The sequence below is a fragment of the Streptomyces sp. SD31 genome (assembly GCF_052068475.1).
Taxonomy (GTDB): Bacteria; Actinomycetota; Actinomycetes; order Streptomycetales; family Streptomycetaceae; genus Streptomyces.
The window spans coordinates 106891-130178 of sequence record NZ_JBQHCX010000001.1 but is presented as its reverse complement, the minus strand read 5'-3'; the positions used below and the strand labels follow the sequence as shown (position 1 = coordinate 130178).

At 72.6% G+C, this 23288-nt stretch carries 12 protein-coding genes; 2 read left to right on the top strand and 10 right to left on the bottom strand.

All coding sequences use genetic code 11. The features are described from left to right. Positions 1 to 6: 6 nt before the first annotated feature. From ACTMVF_RS00535 to ACTMVF_RS00490, 10 genes are all read right to left on the bottom strand, one after another. Entirely contained in the window at positions 7 to 1980 is a 1974-nt protein-coding gene (locus tag ACTMVF_RS00535) for a hypothetical protein (RefSeq protein ID WP_441268955.1), read from the bottom strand. Further along, positions 1977 to 4157 (bottom strand): hypothetical protein, encoded by a 2181-nt coding sequence (locus ACTMVF_RS00530; RefSeq protein WP_441268954.1) that lies wholly within the window; start codon positions 4155 to 4157, stop codon positions 1977 to 1979. Before ACTMVF_RS00530 ends, ACTMVF_RS00535 begins: the two co-directional genes overlap by 4 nt. Further along, positions 4154 to 6979, bottom strand: coding sequence for a hypothetical protein (locus tag ACTMVF_RS00525; protein ID WP_441268953.1), 2826 nt, complete (start codon positions 6977 to 6979; stop codon positions 4154 to 4156). Before ACTMVF_RS00525 ends, ACTMVF_RS00530 begins: the two co-directional genes overlap by 4 nt. Next, entirely contained in the window at positions 6976 to 10593 is a 3618-nt protein-coding gene (locus ACTMVF_RS00520; protein ID WP_441268952.1) for a tubulin-like doman-containing protein, read from the bottom strand. The genes ACTMVF_RS00525 and ACTMVF_RS00520 overlap by 4 nt, the downstream gene beginning before the upstream one ends. A gap of 198 nt (positions 10594 to 10791) precedes the next feature. Beyond that, positions 10792 to 13062 (bottom strand): VWA domain-containing protein, encoded by a 2271-nt coding sequence (locus ACTMVF_RS00515; protein WP_441268951.1) that lies wholly within the window; start codon positions 13060 to 13062, stop codon positions 10792 to 10794. Between the two features lie 233 nt (positions 13063 to 13295). After that, entirely contained in the window at positions 13296 to 13847 is a 552-nt protein-coding gene (locus ACTMVF_RS00510; protein ID WP_403343344.1) for a Pycsar system effector family protein, read from the bottom strand. Further along, positions 13844 to 15460 carry a hypothetical protein gene (locus ACTMVF_RS00505; RefSeq protein ID WP_441268950.1) on the bottom strand — a complete coding sequence of 539 codons (1617 nt, stop codon included), beginning with the start codon at positions 15458 to 15460 and terminating at the stop codon, positions 13844 to 13846. Before ACTMVF_RS00505 ends, ACTMVF_RS00510 begins: the two co-directional genes overlap by 4 nt. Beyond that, on the bottom strand, positions 15453 to 17984 hold the full coding sequence (locus ACTMVF_RS00500) for a hypothetical protein (protein WP_441268949.1): 2532 nt from the start codon (positions 17982 to 17984) through the stop codon (positions 15453 to 15455). The genes ACTMVF_RS00505 and ACTMVF_RS00500 overlap by 8 nt, the downstream gene beginning before the upstream one ends. A gap of 5 nt (positions 17985 to 17989) precedes the next feature. After that, positions 17990 to 18859, bottom strand: coding sequence for a hypothetical protein (locus tag ACTMVF_RS00495; protein WP_441268948.1), 870 nt, complete (start codon positions 18857 to 18859; stop codon positions 17990 to 17992). 165 nt (positions 18860 to 19024) lie between these two features. Continuing rightward, positions 19025 to 19747, bottom strand: a complete 723-nt coding sequence (locus ACTMVF_RS00490; protein WP_441268947.1) for a Crp/Fnr family transcriptional regulator — start codon at positions 19745 to 19747, stop codon at positions 19025 to 19027. A 1041-nt stretch (positions 19748 to 20788) separates the two neighbouring features. Between ACTMVF_RS00490 and ACTMVF_RS00485 the strand changes: the two genes are divergently transcribed. After that, on the top strand, positions 20789 to 21070 hold the full coding sequence (locus ACTMVF_RS00485) for a hypothetical protein (protein WP_301999441.1): 282 nt from the start codon (positions 20789 to 20791) through the stop codon (positions 21068 to 21070). 468 nt (positions 21071 to 21538) lie between these two features. Beyond that, positions 21539 to 23236, top strand: coding sequence for a stealth family protein (locus tag ACTMVF_RS00480; protein ID WP_441268946.1), 1698 nt, complete (start codon positions 21539 to 21541; stop codon positions 23234 to 23236). Positions 23237 to 23288 lie beyond the last annotated feature (52 nt).

Here is a 23288-nt window from a genome sequence, read left to right as displayed (position 1 = left end):
GACGCGTCAGACGATGAGCATCAGCACGAGTCCCACCAGTACGGCGCCCAGAACCAGGAGGCTTCCGATGAAGAGCCGGTCCGGGATGCCGCCGGGGTCCGAGGCAGGGTCGGTTCGCTGTGGGGGTGGCGCTGTGGGCGCTTGAACGGGGCGGGGCGGCTGCGGCGCGGCGGGCTGTCTGCCGTCGCGGTTCAGCGCGTTCAGCAGCAACTGCCTCCACAGCTCCGGCGGCAGGTCGGGGATCTGGTCGCTGTCCGGTCGGATGATGCTTCGCTGGAGCCAGGTGGACGCGGCCACCTCGGTGCTCTGGCTCATCAGGTTCAACACCTTGGACAGTTGGGCGAAATGGCGCGGGTCCCGGACCACCGGGGCGACCGCCCAGGTGAAGAGGTTGGCCGCCCGGATGGCCAGGGCCGTCTTCGACGTATCTTCCGGGCTCGGCTCCTCAGGCTTGAAGTACAGGCGCTTGCGGAGGACCTCCGCGCACAGTTCGTGCCGCGTCTGCGGATCACGATCCTCGATGCGGCCGGGCCTGCCCAGCTCATCCAGCAGCAACTCGACCGATTCGGCGGGCAGATCGCCGGAGCGCAGCTCATGCAGGAGCAGTTCGTCGGACTGCATGCGCAGCTCAGCCATCAGATAGCTGCGCCGACTGCCGTCCCCGTCCCCGCGCCGGTAGCCGCACAGCTTCAGGTGGAGGGCGTGGGCGTCGTGCGGCTCGTGGCCGTTCGGTGTGGGTGTGGGTGTGGGTGCGGGTGCGGGGACGGGTGCGTGCGGGGGCTGTGGGAGCGCGGGCGAGGGTGAGGGGGTCGGGTACGGCTGCCCGTACGAGTCCGCGTACGGGGCTTCCCGGTAAGTGTCCGCGTACGGGGCTTCCGGGTACGGGTCCGCGTACGGAGCCTGCGCGTACGGAGTCTCCGGGTACGGGTCCGTGGCGATCGTGGGCCCGGCCGGCTGCCCGGCGCGGTCGAGTTCCAGGGCGCGATCCCGCTCCTGATCCCGCTCCCGCTCCCGCTCCTGCTCCCGCTCGCCGGCCCGCTCCCGGGACCGGCCCCGTTCCGGTCGGTCGGGGCCGAGGATCTTCCTGAGCCGGTCGCGGCGTCGCTCCCAGTCCAGTGCGGCCCCGTCGGGGAGCTCCTTGACCAGTTGCGGTACGCCGGGGGCCGCCTGCGGGTGGGCGAGGACGTGGGCCACCAGCTGCGCCGCCGCCCTGTGCTCGAACTGGAAGGTGGCCGGTCGGCGGCCCACGACCCGGGCCAGCGGGCTGGAGCCACCCGAGTCCGGCTCCCAGCGCGGGACGGACATCAGCCGCAGGGGATGACTGTCCACCGTGTCGTACGTGGCGAACGTCCACTCCGTATCAAGCCACGACCCGAAGATCAGGAACAGTCCGAGATAGACCAGCGGCACCATGGCCGGGTCCGGCCAGCTCTCCGGTGTCTTCTCCTCCAGCAGCAGCGACACCCGCTGCCTCGGATCGCGCAGCAACTCCGCGCCGGCGAGGATCAGCGCGCGCTCGACCTCCGGCAGCCGCTCCACCATGCCGGGCAGACGGCCCCTCGACAGATCGTGGAGGTCCGTGAGATCGAACTTCGTCAGCCGGCCGGACTCCTGCTCGGCCCTCTCCTGCTTGCGCCAGCCGCCGTACGCGAGCCCGAGGCAGCGCGCGGGCGGCAGGGTCCCGCGATCGCCGACCAGCACATGGCTGACCGTGCTGGGCCGCCCGCCCCGGTCGGTCGTGGGCCAGCGCTGGACGAGCAGGACGTCGCCGTCGCGGGACAGGGTGCGCACGACGCTCGGGCGGGCGGCCGCCGCACCGGAGACCCACAGCAACGGGCCCAGTTCCCGGCCGAGTTCCTCGGCGCGCTCGGCCTTGCAGGAGTGGGCGACGGCGTTCATGCCGGTGCCCTGGCGGCCGTGGTTGCCGTCCCACCGGAAGACGACCTGGTGCACCGAGTCCCGGTCCTGGAAGTCGTTCACTGCTGTTCCCTTCCCTCGGATCCCTCGGGCTCCTCGGACCCGTCGGACCTCTCGAAAGCCCTCTCGAACCGCTCGGGTTGCTCGGCTTCGCCGGCGTCCGCGGCCTCTTCCCACGGCACCGCTTCGAGCGCCGGTGCCTCTCCCACCGCCAACGCCTCGGCGCCGCCCGGCACTTGGATCAGCCCGTGCATGGCCAGCAGCGCCAGCAGCGGCTCCAGGACGCGTCGGGGCCCCGCCCCGGCCGGATAGCGGCCGTGGTCCTCCTGGCCGCCGGTGGCGGACGCGATGTGCAGGGTGCAGCGGCGGATCGCGTCGAAGGGGCGCAGCCACGCCTGGCCCGCGTGCCGGCGCAGCAGCCCGTACAGGTCCCGGCTCTCCTCGCGGATCAGCTCGGGGTCCAGCGAGGTGGCCGGGGGGCGGCTCAGCCAACGGTCCACGGGCGGCTGGAACCTGAGCAGGTCGGCCTTGCCGAGCACCATCGCGGCCGGCACGTCCAAATACCCGCCGTTCTTCGGCAGCCGGTCCAGGACCGTGCCGAAGGCGAGGTCGCCGTCCCGGTTGACCTCCACCCCCCAGCGTTCCCTGGCGTGGTCCAGCTGCGGCAGCGGCAGGGCCAGCGCCGGGTCCACGACGAAGACCAGGGCGTCGACGCCGAGCAGGAACCTGAGCGCGGCGTCGGTTCGTACCAGGTCCTCGCCGCCCAGGTCGAAGAAGGCGACCGGGCGCACCTGCCCCCGGGCGTCGGTGATCAGCAGGGACTCCACGAAGTGGGCGAAGTCGTCCATGCCCAGGGCCGCCGTGTGGTCCAGCACCTTGCCGTTGCGTAGCGGCTGCACCCGGTCCCGTACATAGCGGGCGTGCTGCTCCGGATTGACGGACTGCCATTTCAGGCCGAACGGCTCCAGACCGCCGTCGGTGATGGCCGCGATCATCTGGGCCAGCAGATGACTCTTGCCGGTGGAGGACTGGCCGACCATCGCGACGGTCAGCGGCCGGCCGTACGTCAGGTAGGGAACCGGGATGTAGTGCGCGGGGAACTCCGGGTCCGCCGTGCACTTCTGGACGGCGCCGCGCATGATGTCGGTCCGCCGCAGGGGGTTCTTGATGCCGGCCAGGTCCAGCGGCTGGTACTGCATCCGGCTGTCGGTGACGAACAGCTTGGTGAGATCGAGCCGAATGGTCTCCAGGCAGTACGGGCAGAGCACCTCGCCGTCGGCCGAGTCCGACCCGGAGCCGCTTTGGGGCCGGGCCGCGGGTGCCTGCCGTTTGAGACGCAGCGCCTCCTCGAAGGCCTCGTGGTGCGGGCGCGTCTCGTCGGGGGGCACGGTGAGCCGGACGCGGCGCGCGGCGCCCGGCGCCACGAGGTCGAGCACCTGGGCGGGCGTCGGCCGGTCGGCCGCCCTCGGCGCGAAGGCGTTCCGCAACGTCTGGTCGAGCTTGCGGTGTTCGCCGAGGTCGGCGGGCGGCCGGTCGGCGGGGCCGGCCCGCCCCGTCACCAGCTGGTAGAGGACCTGGGCTGCGCTCCACACCGCGTCCCGGGAGTCGGCGAGAGCCTCGCCCCGGCGCTGTTCGGGCGAGCAGAAGGGCGAGCGGCCCCAGGGGCGCCGCGGCCGGCCGGTCCGGGTCACCGACTCCAGGCCCCACAGCTGAACCTTGGCGCCGTCCCAGAACACGGTGGCGGGCGAGATGCCGCGCGGCACCAGGCCCTGGCCCTCCAGCAGGCACAGGGCCAGCATCAGATCGCGGGTGAAGATCTCCTGGTCGGTCGCGGACATCACATGGATCCGCGCGACGGGCGTGCCGCGCGGCGGGTCGTACAGCAGATACGGCTCGGCGGTGTCCAGCTCGTAGCCGACGATCCTCGGGAAGAGGGCCGCGTACTCCGTGCCGCCCAGCAGCTGGTTCAGCTGCAGTGCCGTGCCCGCCTCGGTGTCCAGCAGGGCGCGCGCCGCCGGGTTCGCCGCCTCCTTGGCGCTCAGGCGTACCTGCACGCACTGCTGTCCCTCATCGTCGAGGACGGCCTTGCGGATCAGCTGGGGCAGCAGCCGGTCGCGGCGGAACTCGCGGCCGACCCGGACCGGGGTGACGCGCCGCCGTCCCGACGGCACGGTGAACGCGAGCTTGTCCGGAGCCGGTCCGCCCGGCCCCGGCAGCGGGGAATGCGTGGTGCTCGTCACCAGCGGTCGCCGTCCCCTCGGTCGTCGCTCTGCGTCCAGTCGCCCGAGTTCAGCCAGTCGCCGGAGTCCGTCCGGTCGTACGAGGCGGACGGTTCGTGAGAGGCGGGCGGTTCGTGCGAGGCGGTCCTCTCGTAGGGGTTCGCCGGCTCACTCCGGTCGGGCCGGTCGTACGGCCCGGTCCGGCCGTACCCGTCCGTCGAGCCGTACGCCTCCGTCCCGCGGTCCCTGGCCATACCCGTGGCCGTGTCCGTGCCCATGTTCCCGTCCATGTCCGTCCCGTCCGGCCCCGAGCCGTGCCGGGGACGGACGGTGTGCACCACGCCCATGCGCAGCGGGGTGAGCCGCACCAGGCCGGCGTACCGGCCCGAGGACGTCCACAGGACGTCCTCCGGGTGGACCGAACCGCTCGTCCGCCAGGCCTTCTCGACCTCGTCGCGTACGGCCCTCGGGGCGAATCTGAGCCACACCGCGGCCGACGGGTCGCGGCTGAGCAGGGTGCCCTGCTCGGGTGTGGACAGCTGCACCACGGACTGCCGGTCGGCCTCCGCGCCGACCAGTTCGGCCGGTCCGTGCGGGTCGGTGCCGAGCAGGTTCGCCGAGGTGGGGCGGACGCGGCGGGCGGCGGCGAACGGGGGCGGGGCCAGCACGCCGTTGTGCTGGAGGTGGTGGCGGGCCGTCGACAGCAGCTCGCGGACCCGTTCCTCGGTGCGCAGGACGGCGCGGGCACCGGCCTGGCCGCGTTCCACGGCACCCCAGTACTGCTTCATCGCCTCCAGGGCCGCGTCCGTCAGGTCGGCGGACAGGGTGGCGACCAGTTCGGGCCCGCCCTCCCCGCTCTCCCGCTCCAGCCAGCGCGGGGCAACTCCCTTGCCGCGCCGCCCGGTTGGGGCGATTCCCGACTCCCCGCCCGGCTCCTTCCCCTTCGCCTCCTCCGCCGGCTCGTCCTCCCAGGCGTACACGCTCGCCCAGTCACCGTCGTCGGAGTCGGCGAGGGCGTTGTCCGGCTCCAGGTCCCTGTCGTCGACGAGCCAGTCGTCCTCGACGGACGTCCCCGTGCCGGACGCGCCGAAGGCCGTGGACACCCCGGCGGCCACGAGGCGCTCCGGCTCGGGCACCGCCTCCGCCTCCGCCGCGGCCGCCGTCGCCCGCAGCATGCCGGCCACGGAACGGGCGGCGTCGGCGCAGTACAGCCGCTCCTCGACGGCCCAGTGCTCCTGGACCGCCTCGGCCAGCAGCGCGTCCAGGCCCTCAAGTGCCCTGCGCAGTACGGCGGTCGCGTGGCCCGGAGCCCAGGCGCCGGCCACCGCGCGCCACAGCCGGCGGACCGTCTCCTCCGCGACGCCAAGAGCGACCAGCAGTCCGATGGTGCCCACCCAGACCGGCGAATCGGTCGCGTACCCCACCGTCGCCCCGACCACCGTGCCGGCGATCGCCGCGACCGTGGGGGCCACGCCCCAGCGGCCCGGGCGTCCCGCGCCCTTCAGCCGGGCCGACCCGAGCATCGCCATCCCGACGAACAGCAGCGGCACGACGACCGCCAGCGCGAGGAACGGCCCCGACCACAGCGCACCGAGCAGCCCCGCCCCGGCCGCCGCCAGGGGGCCGGCCACCGCGATGCCGGGGACGTCGGTGCCCGCCGTGCCGGCCGCGCCCGTCTGCCGGGCCACGGCCTCGGCGGAGTGGGGGGCGAGCTTCGGCAGCAGCGCCGAGCCGGGGACCGGCTCCACCCGCCCGGCCAGGCCGGTGAAGCGCTGGGCCACCGACCGCAGGGCGAGCTGCTGGCCGAGCAGTTTGTGGGCGAACTCCCGCAGCCCCTCGCCGATCCGCTCGCCCAGGCCCTCGGCCGAGGGCACCCGCAGCCCGAGGGCCGCGAGCCGGGTCGCCGACTCGGCGGCCGACGGTGCGCTGCCGCCGCCGCTGCGCAGGGCCGTGGCGACGAGATCCCGGTAGGTGTCGAGGGCTTGGCGCGCCTGGTCGACGTCCGCCTCGAACGCCTCCCGGCGGGAGGACCGGAGCAGGCCGGGCAGGGTCCGCAGCCCGGCCAGCGCGTCCTCGGCGTAGTCGAGGGCGTCCGCACAGGCACGGTAGGCGTCGTCGGCCACGCCGCCGGGTTCCCGGTGCCCCAGGCCCCGGCCGCTCCGGCCCGCGACCAGGCCGCGCAGCGGCTCCGGCAGATCGGCTCCGGAGGAGGCGGTCAGCAACACGTCCGGGGCGAGTTCGGTGTCCGCCCCGGCGAACCGGGTGAGCGCGTCGCGCCAGGCCCGGTCACGTACCTCCGGCGGCAGGTCCTGCTCCAGCAGCCGTACACCGGGCGCGGCGACGGCGTCGGGCAGCGACTGGATGCGCTCCAGCACCTCGAGGTAGACGTCCGGGACCGACAGCACGTCCACCAGGACCGCCAGCGCGTCCGGGTCGTCGGGCTCGGGCTGCTCAAGGGCGGTGCGGGCGGAGCGCAGATCGCCGGCCCACAGCAGTGCGGTGCCCGAGGCGCGCAGCACCGCGGGCCGCAGCAGCCGGCGGTCGGGCTGGAAGCCGCCCTCCGCACCGGCGAACGCGCCCGGCGCGCTGCCGACCAGCAGCACCAGCAGCCTGACCTCGCCCACCGCCCGGTAGCCGGTGAGCAGCTCGTACTGCGGCTGGTGGTCGGTGAGCCCGGCCGGGGTGTCGACCACCAGGAACAGCGGTTCGTCCGGCTCCGGCAGCCCGGCCCGGCCCAACTCCTGGGCGACCCTGGCCCGCAGGGCGGACGGGCTGTGCAGCGCCGCCGCCCCGGCACGCAGGTCCAGATGAATGACCGTACTGAAGTCCTGGGACCGGCTCACTGCGCGTCACCGTCCCAGGGGGCGCGACGGCCGCCGGGCTCGTCGTCGTCCCACGACGGCCGCGGCACGTCGCCGCCGTCCCGGGCGGAGAACCGGCTGCCGCCGCCGTACTCCTCGTACTCGTCGGCGCGCGCTCCGCCGGCCTCGGTCTCCGCCGGGCGGGCGGACCCCCATCCCCGGTCGCCCCGGCTCTCGCGCCCTTCCCCGTCGTCCGGGTCGGGCCGGTCGTAGACGTCGTAGTCGTCGCGGCGGCTGTCGGCGCGGGCGCCGGTGTCGCTGTCGCGGCGGGCGCCCCAGCCGTCGCGGCTCTCCCGGTCCTCGTCGCCGCGTTCGTCGCCGTACGGCTTGTCGTAGTCGTCGTAACGGCCGCTGCTTCGCGGGGTGACCGGCGCGGTCCCCCAGTCGTCCTCGTCCGGTGCGGGGCGCCGGGGTTCCCTGAGCTCCTCGCGGGCGCGGGGGCGCGACGGCGTGCCGCCGCGGATGTGTTCCAGCAGGGTGCGCAGGGTCGGCTGGACCGCGCGCTGGTCGCCGAACTGGGTGTCCAGCGCGGCGGGGAGGGTCTCCGCCCAGAACTCCCACAGCGGGCGCACCCAGCCCTCGACCCGCTCGCCGCCCCGCTCCCGGCGCTCCGCCAGCAGCTCCAGCTGACGCGGGGCGACCTTCTCGACCAGGTCGACGAAGAGCGGATGCGGTTCGCTGCCGGTGCGGGCCAGGCCCAGCGGCTGGGCCCGCATCAGCTCCCGGCAGTAGTCCTCGACGATCCGCTCGTCGTCGAGGACCGTCCAGCGTTCGTACGAGCGCAGCAGCTCGGCCCAGCTCGACACGCCCCCGGGGTAGTCGCCCAGCCGCAGCCGCACGCCGGGGATGTCCGTGCCCTTGTCGGGGGACAGCCGCAGCCGCACCCGGTCCGGCGACGCCGGGTCGCCGTCCACCACGTCCACCTGGCCGTTCCACATGCAGCACAGGAGGCGGTGCAGGATGACCCGCCGGTCCTCCTCGCTGCTGACCATCCAGCTGTCCCGGTAGCCGAGCCGCTGCCGCCACCGCAGCACGTCCTGGGCCTGCTCGTTGTCCTTCGCGCGGGCCCACTGGCGCAGCACCTTGCGGGCCTCGGGCACCTGGGTGAGGCTCATCTCGCTGCGGAAGAGGACCACGGTGATCGAGTCGCTCTCCACACCCCGGTACTCCACGGAGTTCTTCGCGTCCGAGGGCAGCCGCAGCGTCTTGCCGAGGTACTCCTGCACCTCCTCCACGGCCTGCACCCGCGGATAGGTCACCAGGACCCGCAGCAGCCCGGTGCCCTCCGGGGTGAACCCCACCGGCAGCAGCCCGGCCAGCTTCCGGCCGAACAGGTCGAGCGCCTCCTTGCTGACCTGGTCCTTGGCGTCCGCGTCACCCGCGGCCGCGGCCAGCAGCGTGCCCATGGACGGCAGCAGCGGCCGCTCCTCCAGATGCGCCCCGCTCTCGGCGAACAGCCGGGTGATCCGGGCCTCCAGCTGCCCCTTGACCCGGGCCACCGAGCCCTCGGGGTCGCGTCGGCTGAGCCCGTGGACCTGGCGCCAGGTGTCCCCGTCGACCAGCTTGAGCAGCAGCGCCGCCTCGTCGTCGTTCTCGCGCAGCCCCTCCCGGCGGACCAGCCGGGTGACGACGTCCTCGTAGAAGTGGTTGAGGGTGCGCTGCGGCGGCAGCAGATACGAGATGCCGGTGCGGTCCTCGTACAGTTCCAGGCCCTTTTGCTGGGCGGTCTTGCGCTCCTGGTCGCTGTGCCTGCGGAAGGCGTTCACCAGCCGCCCGAGGTCGGTCCCGGCGGCGTCGGCCTGCGGCTGCCAGTGCTGTTGCTGGTCGCGCCAGGCCTCGTGCCACACCATCCGGCAGCGCCACTGGTACCAGGCGTCCTGCTCCTGGATGGCCGCCTGCACGTCGTCGTCGCCCCAGCGCGCCGGTGCCAGGCCGCCCAACTGGCCCTTGATGCGGGGGATCTTGGGCGGCTGCTCGGTCACGCCGGGCGGGCGCTGCGGATTGCGGGCGCGGTTCTCCAGCATGCCGAGGAAGCCGAGCCGGGCGATCTGATCCTCGCTGTCCGGGACGCCCCTGACGACGCGTTCGGCGAGGAAGGGGTCCACGGTCTGGAGCAGCTTGTCGATGGCGGGGCGCGGGGCGAACCGGTCGGCCATCGCGGCGGCCGCACGGTCCGCCTCGACCCGCAGGTCGGCCAGCAGCCGCTGCATGTCCCCGATGCGCTCGCCCAGCGCCTGCTCGATGTTGCGGCCGCCGCGCGGCAGCGGATCGGGCTCGGGCACCGCCAACTGCCTGCGTTCCCAGAGCTCTTCGAGGTGGGAGTCGGCGAACAGCTGCCGGATCATCGGCACCGCCCCCTCCCGCAGCAGCGCCCGCGGCCGCTCCACGAGGTCCGTGACCGCCAGTCGCAGCAACCGTCCGGCCACCAGGTCGGCGAGCTGGTCCATCGGCGCGGTCATGGAGGCGACCAGGCTGGTGGAGACGCCCTGCCGGCCGATGCCGGTGGGGGAGACCGCGCTGCGTTGCACGCCCCGGTTGATGAAGCTCGCGGCGAAGGTCTGGAAGTCGTCGTCGGCCGCCACCTTCCGGCCCCGGGCGCGGCCGTCGCCCAGCTCGGTGCCGATCAGCGACATCACCAGGGAGACGATGGAGCGGCGCAGGTCGTCCGCGCGGATGCCGGCGGTCGGGCTGAACAGGAACGCCGTCGGCAGGATGCCGGTGCGCAGCCGGATCGGCGTCGCGCCCGGGTAGCGGATGCCGAGCCCGAGCTCCTGGTCGAGATCGCCGATCTCGTGGCCCTCCGAGGGCGCGTTCTGCGTGTCCACCAGCCGGAACAGGTCGACCAGCGCCCGGGCGGCGTTGAGTTCGGCCTCGCGTCCGCCGCCGGTGGCGGACGAGAACGACGACGGCATGACGACCAGCGGGTAGATCTTCACGCCGTCGAAGCGGCGCAGCTGGAAGGCGTGGTTGATCAGGTGCAGATAGTCCAGGAAGATCCCGGCGCCCGTGCCGCCGGCCACCGAGAAGGCGACGAACACGTCACAGCCGTTGACCTTGCCGCCGCCCAGTTCGCTGAGCTCGCCCGCCGACTTGGCGATCGCGTCGATCGCCTGCAGCAGCGGCTCGAGGACCGGGGCGAGGCTGTGCCGGAGGGTGGCGAACAGGGCGGCCCGGCCGACGGTGGGCAGCTGGCCGGCGCCGGCGTGCAGCGGGGTGACCTTCGGCTCGTCGATGCGCGGCGGCAGCCAGTCGGCGACCTCGTCGCGCAGGACGGCCCGGAGCATCTTGGTCACTTCCGGGGAGGCGTCGAAGTTCGGCAGCAGGTCGTGGGTGGCCCGGGACGTGCGGGCGTACGCGGCCCGCAGGGACGGGTCCACGTTGAACTGCGGCAGCCGCTGCAGATCGCTCTCGCTGTAGTCCGCGTACACGAACTGCAGGCAGTCGGGCAGCTGGAAGGGGGCGTGGCCGCTCTGCCGGCTGAGCGCCATGCCGTCCGGACCGCACAGCTCGGTGCGCAGTCTGCGTTCCAGCTCGGCTCCGACCAGACCTCCGGTGCCGCCCAGGCCGACGAAAAGCATCGGCTGGAAGATCTTCATGGTTTCCTCCCCGCTTCACGGCCGACGCGGCCGCCGGTTCGTGCTCGGTACGTCTGTGGTGCCGCGCGACGGGACGGCCGCGCGGCGATGGGGTGCGGTGCGTTGTGGTGCGGTGCTCTGTGGCGCTGGTTCGGTGCGGTGCGGTGCGGTGCGCGGGGGCGGGCCGGGCGGTGACGTGTCCGGACCTCGCCCCACGCGTCACAGGAACTCGTCGTAGGCGCTGCCTTGGCTCGGGGACGTCTCGGGGGCGCGGCCGGCGTAGGCGCCCGAGTAGGTGCCCCGGCCGGTGCCGGACCCCGGGGTCCGGGGGGTCCCGCCGAGGGTGAGGCTCAGCGTGTCGGTCAGCTGGACCTGGCCGCGGACGGGCAGCGGGATCCGGTTGCCGCCCTTGCGCACCACCGCGCCGCCCTCGCGGCTGCGCCGGACCGCGTACGGGCCGTGCGCACGCCGCTCGATGCGCGGGCTGCGATGCGCCTCGGCGACGGCGAACTCGTACCACTGCTTGTTGTTGCCGTGCCCGGCCTTGTGCTCGTTGAGGACGGTGCCGTCCTCGGAGACGAGCTGCAGCACCAGCCCGAACGGGTCCCGCCGGCGCCTGAGCAGCCCCAGCCAGGCGACGACGGCTGCGGCGGCCAGCGCGAGCGCGACGGCGCCGGACACGAACGCCCACCAGTACTTGTCCCAGATCCCGGGCTCCGGCGTGACCCGCACCGAGACCGGGGCGCTTTCGAGCCGCCGGTCGTCGTCGGTGGTGTCGACGACGGTCAAGGTGCCGGAGAGGTCGAGGCCGTCGCCGAGGCGGTCACCGAAGGCGCTCGCCGGGGAGACCTTGACCGTGACCTGCCTGGTGCCCTGCTCACCGGGCTTGAGGGTGATCTCCTTGGGCTCGACGGAGAGCAGCCCGTCCTTCACGTCGGCGACGGACAGCCGCAGGGTGTGCGGGGTGTCGGTGGTGTTGCTGACGTCCAGGGTGCCGGTGACGGTGCCGCCGGGGTGGGTGTTGCCGGCGGGCAGTTCGAGCGGTGCCTTGACGGGCAGTTCGCCGGGCGCGACCTCGCCGGTCTCGCTGCGGGTGTCGGCGCTCAGGCCGGAGGCGGTCAGCGTGGCGCTCACCGTCAGCGCCCCGTCGGCGTCCTCGGGGATGGTCACGATGCCGGTGAAGGAGCCGTCGCTCGCCTCGGAGTCGGAGCCCTTGCCGTTGTCGGCGAGGTCGAGCGCGAGCGGCGAGAAGCCGTCCCCGGTCAGCTCGCTGCGCACGCGCAGCCCCTCGTAGTCGCGCGGGTCCTTGATCTCGTAGCCCTCGCGGGTCTGCAGCCGCATGGTCACCGTGACCTTCTCACCGGCCTGCGGTGAGGGCGGGTCCATGGTGATGGCGCCGCGCAGTTCGCCCTGCCACAGCACGCTGACGCCGACGGGCAGCGAGCGGTGGCCCTCCGGGGCCTCGGCCTTGACCTTCCAGGTGCCGGGCAGCGGGTCGATGATCTTCAGCGCCTCGACGGTGCCGGTGCCGCCCGCCAGCTCGAAGCGGGAGTTCTTGAACGTCCCGGAGGTGGTGGGGACCTTGTCGCCGGCCGGGTCGATGTAGGTGATCTTCACCTGGGGGTCGCCCTTGTCGACGACGATGCTGCCGACGGTGGCCAGCGGGGAGATGCCGATCTCCAGGGTGGCCGGCGGGCGCTTGCTGGGGCCCTCCTCGTGGCGCAGACAGTGGGCGGCGGCGAAGATCTTCTCCAGTGTGGTGCCGACGTCCTTGGCCCCGTCGACCTTGTGGGCCTTGGGAGTCGCCGAGGGGAGTGCGACGCAGCCCTTCTGGTAGCCGCCGGCGGCGATCTGGTCGAGCTGCTTCTTGTCCGGGTCGGAACCGAAGCCCAGCGGCCAGATCTGGACGTTCTGCGCGGCGGCTTCCTTCAGCGCCAGCTTCAACTGCCGTTCGCCCTCGGCCGCGCGGTGCGAGGGATCGCCGTACTTGAAGCTGTCCTCGACATCCATCTTCCCGTCGGTCAGCAGGAACAGCACCCGGGGCACCGAGGCGTCGGAGCCGTCGGTCAGGTCGTCCACGCCCTGCCGGATGGCGGTCGGCAGGTCGGTGCCGGTGCCCTCGCTCTCCTTGCGCTTGCGCAGCTTGTCCACGCAACCGCCGACCTCCTCGCGGCCCGCCGCGTCCAGCGTGGTGCGCGGGCACACCGGGTCCACCACGCGCTGGCCGGCCTTCTCGGCGGCGGCGAAACCGAACACCGTGACCTGCGACGACGAGGAGACGTCGCCCAGCGCGATCCGCTTGGCGGCGGCCTTCTCGGCCTTCATGTCCTCGGGTGCGAGGCTGGCCGACTCGTCCACGGCCACCGCGTAGTTGACCGCCGGGAACGCCGGTTCGGAATCCGCCGCGGGCACCGGATCCTGACCGGCCGGTGCCACCAGGGACACGAACACCGCGGCGGTGCCCAGCACCGAGATCGCGGCGCGGCGCACCCGGGCCCTTCCTGTCTGCCGTCTTCCCGTGACTCTTCCCACGGCCGTCCCCTAGGTCTCTGAGGTTCGTGCTTGAGGTTCGTACTGGTGGTTCGTGCTGGTGGTTCTTGATTCGTTCTTGCGACGTGTACGTGGTGACGCGTGTGCCTCGTGCTTGGTGCGCGCCGATGTCGTGTGCGGTGGTGCGTTGGCGTGTGTGCGGTGGTACGCCGGTGTCGCGTGCGCCCTCTGGATCACCCCGCGGTCAGACCCCAGGCCACGGCCAGGCCCGCCGACGGGGCGAGCGAGGCCACGCCCCAGCGGATGGCCCGGTACTTGGCGGACAGGATCGAGCTGACGTCCACGGCCTGGACGAGCAGCCACCCGGCGGGGTCGCGCGCCGCCTCGGTGACCCGGGCGGACAGCCTCGCGATGTCGCGGGCGCCCACCAGATCGCCGAAGTAGGTCACCTCGTCCCGGCCGCGGACCGTGCCGGTGCGCGGCAGCAGCGCCGCGACCAGCGCGGCCACCGCCACGGCCCAGAGCACCCCGGAGAGGATCAGCGTCACGTCGGCGAGCCCGTCCCACCCGGGCGTGCCGTGCCAGCCGACGAGGAACGCGGGCAGCGCGAGCGTCCCCGACAACAGCACGGCCGCCTTGGAGTCGGCCCGGCCGAGGTCCTCGCGGACCGTGACCAGCAGCCGCTCGGCGATGCGCTCCCCCGCCCGGTCGTTGCAGTGCCGACCCCCGTCCGGCACGGGCACGACCGAGGCGGGGGAGGTCTGTGCCGCCCCGTCGGCGGTCATCGGTCCTCTTCCGCCCAGGCCCATCCGTCGTCCTCGTCTCGTCTGCGACGCCGCGGCCGTTCCCATTCCCGCTCGCCCTCCGGGTAGTAGGGCTCCGGCCGGTAGGTCCGGGGCCGTTCGCCGGAGCGCGACTCATCCTCGGGGTCGTGGTCGGGGACCGGTCCCGTGGAGCTGAGCTCCGGCCGGCGCGGGGGCCGCCGCACTCCGGCACGACGGTCGTCGTAGGGGGCGTCGTCGTCCTGGGCGTACGGGCCGGGCCGGTGGGTCCGGTCCCGGGTGCGCGGGTCGTCGTAGTCGAGGCCGCCGCCCTCGTCATAGGGCTCGGACCGGCGGGTCCGGTGGCGGTCGCGGGTGCGCGGGTCGTCGTAGTAGGGGGCGTCGCCCTCGTCGTAGGGCTCGGGCCGGTGGGGCCGGTGGCGTGGGTCGTCGTAGTCGGCGTCGGCTGCCGGGGAGTACGGATCCGGGCGGTGCGTCCGGCGCCGGGGGCCGGGTGCGTATCCGTCGTCGTCCGCCGAGTAGGGGTCCCGGTGGGGCCGGCGTCGCGGGTCGGTGTCCTCACCGGCATACGGCTCCCTGCGGCCGGGCCCCGGCCCGCGGGGCTCGCCCCGGGAGGGCTCGGACCGGTGGGGGCGCCGTCGGGGCGGTTCGTCCGACACCCAGTCCGGGGTGAACTCCCCGTCCGCGGAGGCCTCCAGCTGGCGGGGCTCGCGGCGGGGCGGCAGCGTGCCGAGGGGGCCCTGGATGGGGCGGCGCCGGTCCGGGTTGATGAGGTTCAGGACCTGTGTCTCCACGTCGGTGGAGGCGAGCTCTCCGCTGAGCGCCATGGTGTAGAGCCGGTCGATCCGCTCCCGCTCGTCCTGCCTGCCCTCCTGGCGGATCTTCTCCAGGAAGTCCTTGGCCCCCTCGGGATCAGCGGCCAGCATGAAGCTGAGCTGCGCGAGTTCCCCGCCCTGCAGCATGCGCCGGAACGCGTCCTGACGCTGCCCGGTCACCTCGGCCTCGGCCACCACGTTCCGCTTCTTCTTCGCGTGCTCGATGGCGTCGTCGTCCACCCCCAGCCGGACGTACAGCCGTACCCGCAGGCCGAGTTCGGCCCCCAGATCACTCCAGCGGCCCCCGGCGCACTCGCGTGTGATGACCCGGTTGGCCTGTTCGGCGTCGGTCACCCGGTAGGACCGCGTGACCTCGTGCAGCCGTTCCAGGATGGGGGAGGTGAGCCGCTTGGCGACATCCTTCACGGCCTGTACGGCGACCAGATGGGGGTCGGTCACCTCCCACTCGATGTCCACCTCGGCCTTGAAGAAGGCGGTGCTGCCGGCGGCCGGGAGCTCCATCCGCAGCGGCGTCACGAAGGTGCCGACCGCGATCTCGCAGGCGGTGTACGGCCGGGCCAGCGCCCGCTTGTCGACGTGCCGGACGCCGAAGGCGGTGACCACGCTGTAGCCGCCGTTGCGGTAGAACACCACCGAGGTCTTCTCGGCACTGATCGGCGGCAGCCCGCCCGTCGGCGTGTACTCCTTCAGGAACGGGCCCACGGGAGTCGAGTCGGCGGCGGCCCGTTTCGCCTGGAGCCGCTGCCTCGCCTGCGCCCTCGCGTCGTCGTTGTCAGCCATGCCTCTCCTCCTGGCCCGTCCGTTCCGCCGGTGAGACGGCGAGCCACCACAGGTCGCGCGCCTTCGGTTCGGGGAGCGGCTTCTCCGGGTCGTTCATCATTCGGCGCAACAGCCAGTCCAGCCGCCGCCGGTCGTTCGCCTCGGTGGCCAGCGCGGGCAGCAGCGCCGCCAGCCCCGGCCGGGTCCACTCGGTGCCGTCCTTGCGCACCGCCGACCGCAGCAGCGCCTCCAGCGCGTCCATCGCCACGTCCTTCGAGCGCGCCGTGTTCAGCGTGGTCCACAGCAAGTCGGCCATGGGGACGACGAGTTCGGGCCGGGTGGCGGCGAGGGCCAGCGGCAGCGGCCAGTCGCCCCGGTCACCCAGCGGGGAGGACTCCGGGTCGTCCGTCAGCACCTCGTCCACCCTGGTCAGCGCCAGCCGGACGGTGGTCACCAGCCCCAGGTCCTGGTACGGCTCCTTCTTGTGGTGGGTCCACTCGGCCACCCGCTCCAGCACCCGAGGGGCATCGGGGAGGGTCAGCAGCCGTACGACGTTGAAGGAACTGACAGCGAGTTGCTCACCCTCGTCGCGGATCCCGATCCGGGCCAGGGCGTCCAGCGTGTCGTCCGTGGTGGCGGCGGCGTTGCCGTAGCCCAGCGCCATCGCGGCGGTCCAGCGCAGCGACTTGGTGCCGTTGCTGCTCCAGTCCCCGACGATCTTGTGCACGGTCCGGCGGTGCGAGTCGTGACCGGCGGCCTGGTCCATGGTGGTGGCCGCGAAGATCCGCCTGCGGGGCGTGGACGCCTCGGCGAGCGGCCGGACCAGCTCGGTGTAGCCGTGGTCGAAGTCCCGTACGCACAGCTCACCGGCGGCGACCGCGGCGCGCATCCACACCTGGGAGCGCGGGTCGTCCGCCAGCAGCCGCAGCCAGCGCACCACCGGCGCCCGCACCGGGAAGTGCCGGTCCCACAGCTCGGTCAGCACCGCGGACGGCAGCGCGGAACCCCGGTACCAGATCAGCCGCGCCGGCACGTCGTGCCCGGCCACCTCGACCTTGCCGTCGGTGAAATCGGCGCGCGAGAGCGCCTTGTCGACCTCGGGGTCGTCGCAGAACAGCGGGCGGGCCGGTGTGTTGTCCGGGTCGCACTGAACGGACAGTTCCCAGGTCAGCAGGTGCGCGGCGGCGGCCACGGCGCTGTACGACGCCCCGCCCAGTACGGCCAGCGCGATACGGAACGCCACCGGCTGGAACAGCGTCGCCGTGTCCGACCGCCGGCCCTTCCCCTCCCCCTCGGCGCGGGGCGCGGTGAGCGCCCGGTCCACCCCGGCGAACCACTCCTGGGCCTGCTCGGCGGCGATGCTGCGGCAGCCGGACAGCAGCTCCTCGTACGAGGTGGTCCCGAGCACATGCCCGGCCAGCAGCGAGGCGAGCAACTCGGCCTCGGCGGGGCGCAGATCGTTCAGCCCGACCGCGTCCTTGACCTCCTCGCGTGCCCAGAGGTCCTCCGCGCGCGCCAGCAGCTCGGCCGACGGGGGATCGCTCTCCCGGGCCTCAGCGGCCCGCTCCTCCAGCCGCTCGCGCAGCCGGGTGGCGAGCAGTTCCTGGGTGGGCGCGGGCGGGCAGAGCATGCCGTACCGCCCGGCCAGCAGCGCGTTCGCCGCCGACCCGACGGTGACGACGATCACCGCGAAGGCCTCGCGGCGGGCCAGGGCCGCGGCGAGCTCGTCGAGGTCCATCTCGTCCGGGGGCAGGGCGTTGGCCCGGGTGAGGGACAGCTCCAGCAGCTGCCCGGTACCGTGCCACGCGTCCCCGCCGTCACCGTCCAGCTTCTCGGCCAACTGCCGGACCCCGCCGTCCGAATCGACCCGTCGGATCCGCGAGTCGGGCTCTGCGTCCGCGCCGTTCGCCGCGGAGGTGGTGACCTCGTCGAGGAGCGAGAGCGCCGTACTCGTACGTCCCGTACCGGGCGCGGCACCGAGCACGAGCAGCCGCCGGGCGCGCAGCGCGTTGCGCAGCAGTACGTACCCTTCCGGCTCCACGTGGTCCCGGCGGAGCCGGCGCAGCTCCTCCTCGGGCACGGGCCCGCTGCGCAGGCCGGCGCCCGGCGGACGCGAGCCCAGCAACAGGTTGAAGTTGTCGCCGATGTGGGCGCTCTGGAGCCGTGAGTGGGCGAAGCTGATCAGGTCCCGGCGGACGTCGAACAGCTGCCGGGTGGCCAGGCGCGTCCGCGCCGCGGCGGCGAGATCGGTGGGCCCGTCCTCGCCGGAATCGTCGGCGAGGGGGTCGCGGGTGCGCTCCTTGAACCGCCCTGCGGCGCGCTCCCGTTCCCTCTCCCGCTCCTTCTCCTTCTCCTTCTCCGACTCCTCGTCCTCCGCGGACTTGGACTTGTCGTCGTCGGACCTGCCGTCGTCGCCACGGGCGCGGTCGTCCCGGTCCTGCTTCCTGTCGTCCCCGGCCTTCTTGTCGTCGTCGGACGACCGTCCCCCGCCGGGCTGCTCAGAGGTGTCGACGGCAGCGCCGCCCGCCTGCTCGTCGTCGCTCACCCGGCTCAGTCCTTCCTCTGCTCGGTGACGCGGTTGTGGGACCCGCCCATCTGCACGGGCCCGTGGTAGACGTTGTGCTCGTTATGGAAGGCGTCGCCCTTGACGTTTTGATGAATGCCGACGTCACCGGGCCGATGGCCGGACCTGTCCACGACCGGGAACTCGTCCTCGGCGCTGTCGTCGAGGTCGTCGAGCTCGTCGTCGAAGGCGGACAGCGGGCCACCGGCAGGCGAGGGCGTCGACGGCGTCGACGACGCGGCCGCCGGCCCGGCCCCGGGGATCTCCGGAGCGGGCCGCCCGGGCAGGTGGAACCAGGCGGTGGCCGGGCCCTCCTTGAGCTCCAGCCGGGCCGGGGAGTAGTGCGCGGGCTCGATGAACTTGCCGCCGCCGCTGACCACCTCCTCGTACAGCGACTGGGAGGTCACCAGCACGAGGTCGGCCTTCTCGGCGTCGAGGAGTTGCCGGGCGACGGGGGAGTCGGCCAGTCGGCAGGCGAGGTCGACGGCCCGTCCGCTGATGCCCCGCTCGTCGTGCCGGACCGGGCCGACGTGCATGCCGATGCGCAGCCCGAGGGGGACGGCCAGGTCACGGTTCTCGTCGCGCAGCTTCTCGTGCACCTCGACCATCCACAGCCCGAGCAGCCGGCTCGCCGCGATCCGGCCCGGCACCGACAGCAGCACGCCGTCGCCGCGGTCCTCCGTGTGGACGACGTCCCATGCCACCTTGGCGTGGCTGAAGGCCGTCTCCAGCACCCGGTAGATCCGGGCGCGCATGCGCGGCCTGTCGACGTCGTCGTACGCGCCGGAACGTCTGGCGTCGACGCTGATCACCAACTCGTAGTGTGCTTCGGTGAGTTCCAGAGCGTCGTGGTTCACCCATGCCCCCTGCATGTTCTTTCCGCTTGCCGAAGAAGTGGTTCGTGCTGCCGAAGAGGTGGTTCGTCCTGCCGGGGACGTGGTCCGCGGAGGTGGCCCGTCCCCTCAGGGTCAGGCCCGGGACGTGAGGCGTCTGTAGCCGTTTACACACGGCGGGGCGTGGGCTTACTCCTGATGACCGTCCGCGAGGAGGGCGAGCAGTCCGGGCTCGAGGATCTCCACCATCCGGTTGCCGGTGCGCACGATGTTCTGGGTGCGCAGCAGCCGTAGGGCCTTGGCGACGGCTTCGCGGGTGGCGCCTATCGTGGCGGCCAGTTCGTCCTGGGCCAGTTGGACGACGGGGCCGGCGGTGGCGGGGGCGCGTGTGGGGCTCGCCGCGGTGGGGGTGTAGGGGCCGGAGGGCTCGGCTCCCGAGAGTTCGGTGAGCCGGCTGGCCAGGCGTTGCAGCACGGTGAGCGAGGCGAGCGCGGAGCGTTCCTGGTCGGCGCTGCGGAGCCGGGAGGTCAGCTGACGTATCACCAGGCCGCTGACGCGGGGATGCAGGGCGAGAAAACGACGAAACGCATCCCCGGATATGACTTGGGCCTCTATGGGGCCCAGTGCACGCACGGTGGCGCTCCGGGGATGCGGATCCAACGCGGCCATCTCACCGAGCAGTTCGCCCGGGCCGCGCAGGCCGAGTATCAGCCGGGTGGCCCCACGGTCCGTCGCCACGGATACGGTCACCCACCCCTGAAGAATGATCACGACGTGACTGGTTCGGTCGCCCTCGGTGAGGAGATGGGCGTCGGCCGGGTAGTGCTTCCGGTTGCCGAGGGCCATGACGCTCTCGTGCTCCTGGGGAGTCAACGTGTGCGCGAACGCCCGCTCATTGCCGAGCAGCCCCATGGCCAGCCCCCCGCCGCATTCCGGACGCCTGGGATTTCGATGGGTGTTGATGGTGGCAGGGCAAACTTCCGGGCCGAGCGGATTGCGCCATACCAGGGGTACTGGCCGGTAGTTGCGGAATGCCAGGTTGGTCGCACTGTCACCGTGCCCCTGCACCGCACACCGACCACCACCACCGGTGCAGGTCGTCGCTGTCACGCCTTCTCCGAGGGGACGAGCGTGAGGTCAGACACACCACTCGAACAAGGGAACGCATCGCCGTCGTGATTCGGTCAGCCGATGGAGAGTTGGCGAAAACTCGGGTTTGCGGTGTGACGGGGGTGATGACGAGGTGGTGGCGAGGTGAGGGGGCGGTGGGCCGGGAGGGGGGTGTGGGGTGGGGGCGCGCGAGACCTGGTGCCGCAGGACCTCGGCCGGTTGCCGGGAGTCGGTACGGGCGTGGACGGACGGTTCGGAGACTGACCTTGGCCGGTCGCGTCAGCGGTGCATACCGACGGCCCTGCTCGTGAAGGCCACTCGCGTCATACCGGTCGAGACACTCATCGACCGTTGGTGGGGCGGCAGTTGAGGCGGCCCCGCCGACGAGCAGGTCGCCCCCGCCTGACCGACTCGACGCCCCCGGGTTTCAAGGTGAGCGTCGACCGGAGGGGCGGATCCCACAACGGCCGCGCCCTGACGCCGGACTCCGTCGCCAGGGCCACCAACGACCCCGGCTGCCACGACCTCGACATGATCGCCGCTGCCCACCGAGAACTGGCCCGTCCCGACCAGGCCCGCCGCCATGCCGAGCAGGCGCTGAGCCCTCGCCCACGAGACCCTGCCCCTGCACCGCGAGACCGGCCACCGCCTCGGCGAGGCCCGCACTCCGATGCCGCTCAGCCGCGCCCTGCACAAGATCTGCGGTCGTCCGGTCGTTCCGCAACGAGATCACAAGCCCCGGCGCGCCTAGGGGACATATTGGTCATTTTCCTATTAACCTCCCATAACTGTACGAAGTCGATCTGTCACGGATCGCAATCAACTCACTTCACCGGAGATGACATGCACAACCTTCGCAAGGCTGCCGTCGTGGTCGTCGCCCTCGGCAGCGTCGGCATCCTGAGCGCCGGCACCGCCACCGCCCAGGGCATGGACGGCCACGGCGGCAAGACCAGCGTCCTGCAGAGCTCCTCCTGCAAGTCGCACGACCTGAACGTCGACGTCCTCGGCCAGGTCGGCGTGCTCAACGGCGTGCTGGGCAACGCGCTCAACGGCGAGGGCAACTCGGGTGGGCAGGACACCCACATCGGATCGGCCATGGGCTGCGACAACAGCGCCTTCTAGCCCGTGGTGCAGAGCAGGGCATCTCTTGGTCGGCTGGTCGTCCGCATGTCGACGGAGGCCGACCGACGGGATGCCCTGGCCGGTACGGACCCCGGTGCCCCATGGCGCGACCTACCGGTGGAGTACGGGCCGTCGCAGACGGTCCCTGGGATGTTCCGCCGATGGCAGTGCACCGGTGTCCGACCGGCCGTGCTCGACCTCGGAAACCGGCCAGGGGCCTGATCCACTCTCCCGGATCGGGCCCCTGGCCTGGTGGACCACGACGAAGGCCCCGACCGATCGGCCGGGGCCTTTCGCCTGCCCTGAGCCCTCTGTCGCGCCCTTTACCACGCCCGGCTGAGGGCCAGTTGTGCATACGGCCCTTCGTTTGTTAATTCTCGGAGAACTCTTCTACAACCTTCCGTCGCATGCGTCGGTCTGCTCTCACACACAGGGATGTCTGAGGGTTCATGAAGAGGAGCTCAGAACGTGACCGTGCGTTCCTTCACCCGGCGGATGCGACCGCGAGTCGAGCGCAAGGCCGCCGAAAGGGTGTGGCAGCTGCGCACCATGCGGCGCCGCCGCACGGCAGCCGTCACGGACCCGACGCTCCGCCCGGTCGCGGTGCGCGGCCAGCAGCTCTACGGCCGGATCGTGACCCGGTTCAGCGCCGCCGGCGCGGCCGCCGCCAACCTCGGCCTGGTCGTCGCCGCGCTGGAGCAGGAAGGTATCCCCTACTTCCTGGTACCGACCTCGCGTACGCGCCACACGCTCGGTGTGAACGCCGTCGACCGGGAGCGTTTCCTCACCGTCCTGGAGGCGCAGAACGCGGGGAAGGCGGTGTTCATCGGCAGACCGCTGCCCGGCGGACAGCTCAAGAACCCCGCCCTGTTCCTGGACGGCGTACTGCCGACCCCGCTGCGCACGGCCCCCGTCCTGCGGATCGGGGAGAACCACCTCGGGCCCTCCGGCCAGCTGCTCGCCGGCCCGGAACTCGCCTGCGACGTCGAGTTCTGGGAGGACGGGGCCCAGCTCCTCGCCTCCGACGACGGCCCCCGGCGCCTGGCCAAGGTGCAGCCCCAGGCGTCCGAGGACATCTTCGCCGAGTCCCTCGTCGCGCCCCGCAACAACGGCATCACGGACGTACTGCCGGCGTCCGAGCAGAAGCCGGCCACGGTCCGGATCGGCGACCGGGAGCTGCCGACCTTCGTCCCGCTCACCCTGCCGACCGTGAACGACGTGACCTTCCCCGTCGACGTCGTCTACACCTGGGTGGACGGCGAGCAGCCGGAGATGAGGGCCAAGCGGGCCCGGTACCAGGGCCAGGGCATCGCCGAGATCCTGGACAAGGAGACCAACGCCTCCCGCTACACCAGCCATGACGAGCTGAAGTACTCACTGCGCTCACTCGCGATGTACGCCGACTTCGTCCGGCACATCTACCTCGTGACCGACGGTCAGAAGCCGCACTGGCTGGACGACCGGGCCCCCGGGATCACGGTCGTCGACCACCGCGACATCTTCCCGCCCGACGTCCTCCCCGTCTTCAACTCCCACGCGATCGAGACCCGGCTGCACCACATCCCGGGCCTGTCCGACCACTACCTCTACTTCAACGACGACGTGTTCGTCGGCCGCCGGGTCACCGCCGAGCACTTCTTCCACGGCAGCGGCCTGATGAAGATCCCGGTCTCCCCGCTGAAGATAGGCGTCGGCAAGCCGCACGCCGAGGAGACGGCCACCAACTCCGCGAGCAAGAACGTCCGCCGGCTGCTGCTGGAGAAGTTCGGCCGGATGACGACGAACAACTTCATGCACACCCCCTTGCCGCAACAGCGCGAAACCCTGCGGGCCCTTGAGGAGCTCTTCCCGTCAGACATCCAGCGCACCACGGCGTCCCGCTTCCGCTCGCCGCAGGACATCGCCATGACGGCCCCGCTGCTCTACCAGTACGCGCTGATGACCGGCCGCGGAGTGCCGGGCAAGTACAGCTTCCGGTACGTGAACATCAGCCGCCCGGACGCCGAGAAGCGCCTGACCGACCTGCGCCGCAACCGCCGTTTCGACTTCTTCTGCCTCAACGACGTCGATGTGCCGCCCGAGGAACGGGAGCAGGTCGGCCGCCGGATGGACGAGTTCCTGGAGAACTACTTCCCCTTCCCGAGCCCCTTCGAGAAGCAGAAGTAGCGGGCCTGGGGGGCATGGACATGGGGGGCATGGACATGAGGGGCACGCACAT

Coding starts and splice junctions, on each gene's coding strand:
- ACTMVF_RS00520 (WP_441268952.1), bottom strand. CDS start 10,593: ATGAAGATCTTCCAGCCGATGCTTTTCGTCGGCCTGGGCGGCACCGGA.
- ACTMVF_RS00510 (WP_403343344.1), bottom strand. CDS start 13,847: ATGACCGCCGACGGGGCGGCACAGACCTCCCCCGCCTCGGTCGTGCCC.
- ACTMVF_RS00505 (WP_441268950.1), bottom strand. CDS start 15,460: ATGGCTGACAACGACGACGCGAGGGCGCAGGCGAGGCAGCGGCTCCAG.
- ACTMVF_RS00490 (WP_441268947.1), bottom strand. CDS start 19,747: ATGGGGCTGCTCGGCAATGAGCGGGCGTTCGCGCACACGTTGACTCCC.
- ACTMVF_RS00485 (WP_301999441.1), top strand. CDS start 20,789: ATGCACAACCTTCGCAAGGCTGCCGTCGTGGTCGTCGCCCTCGGCAGC.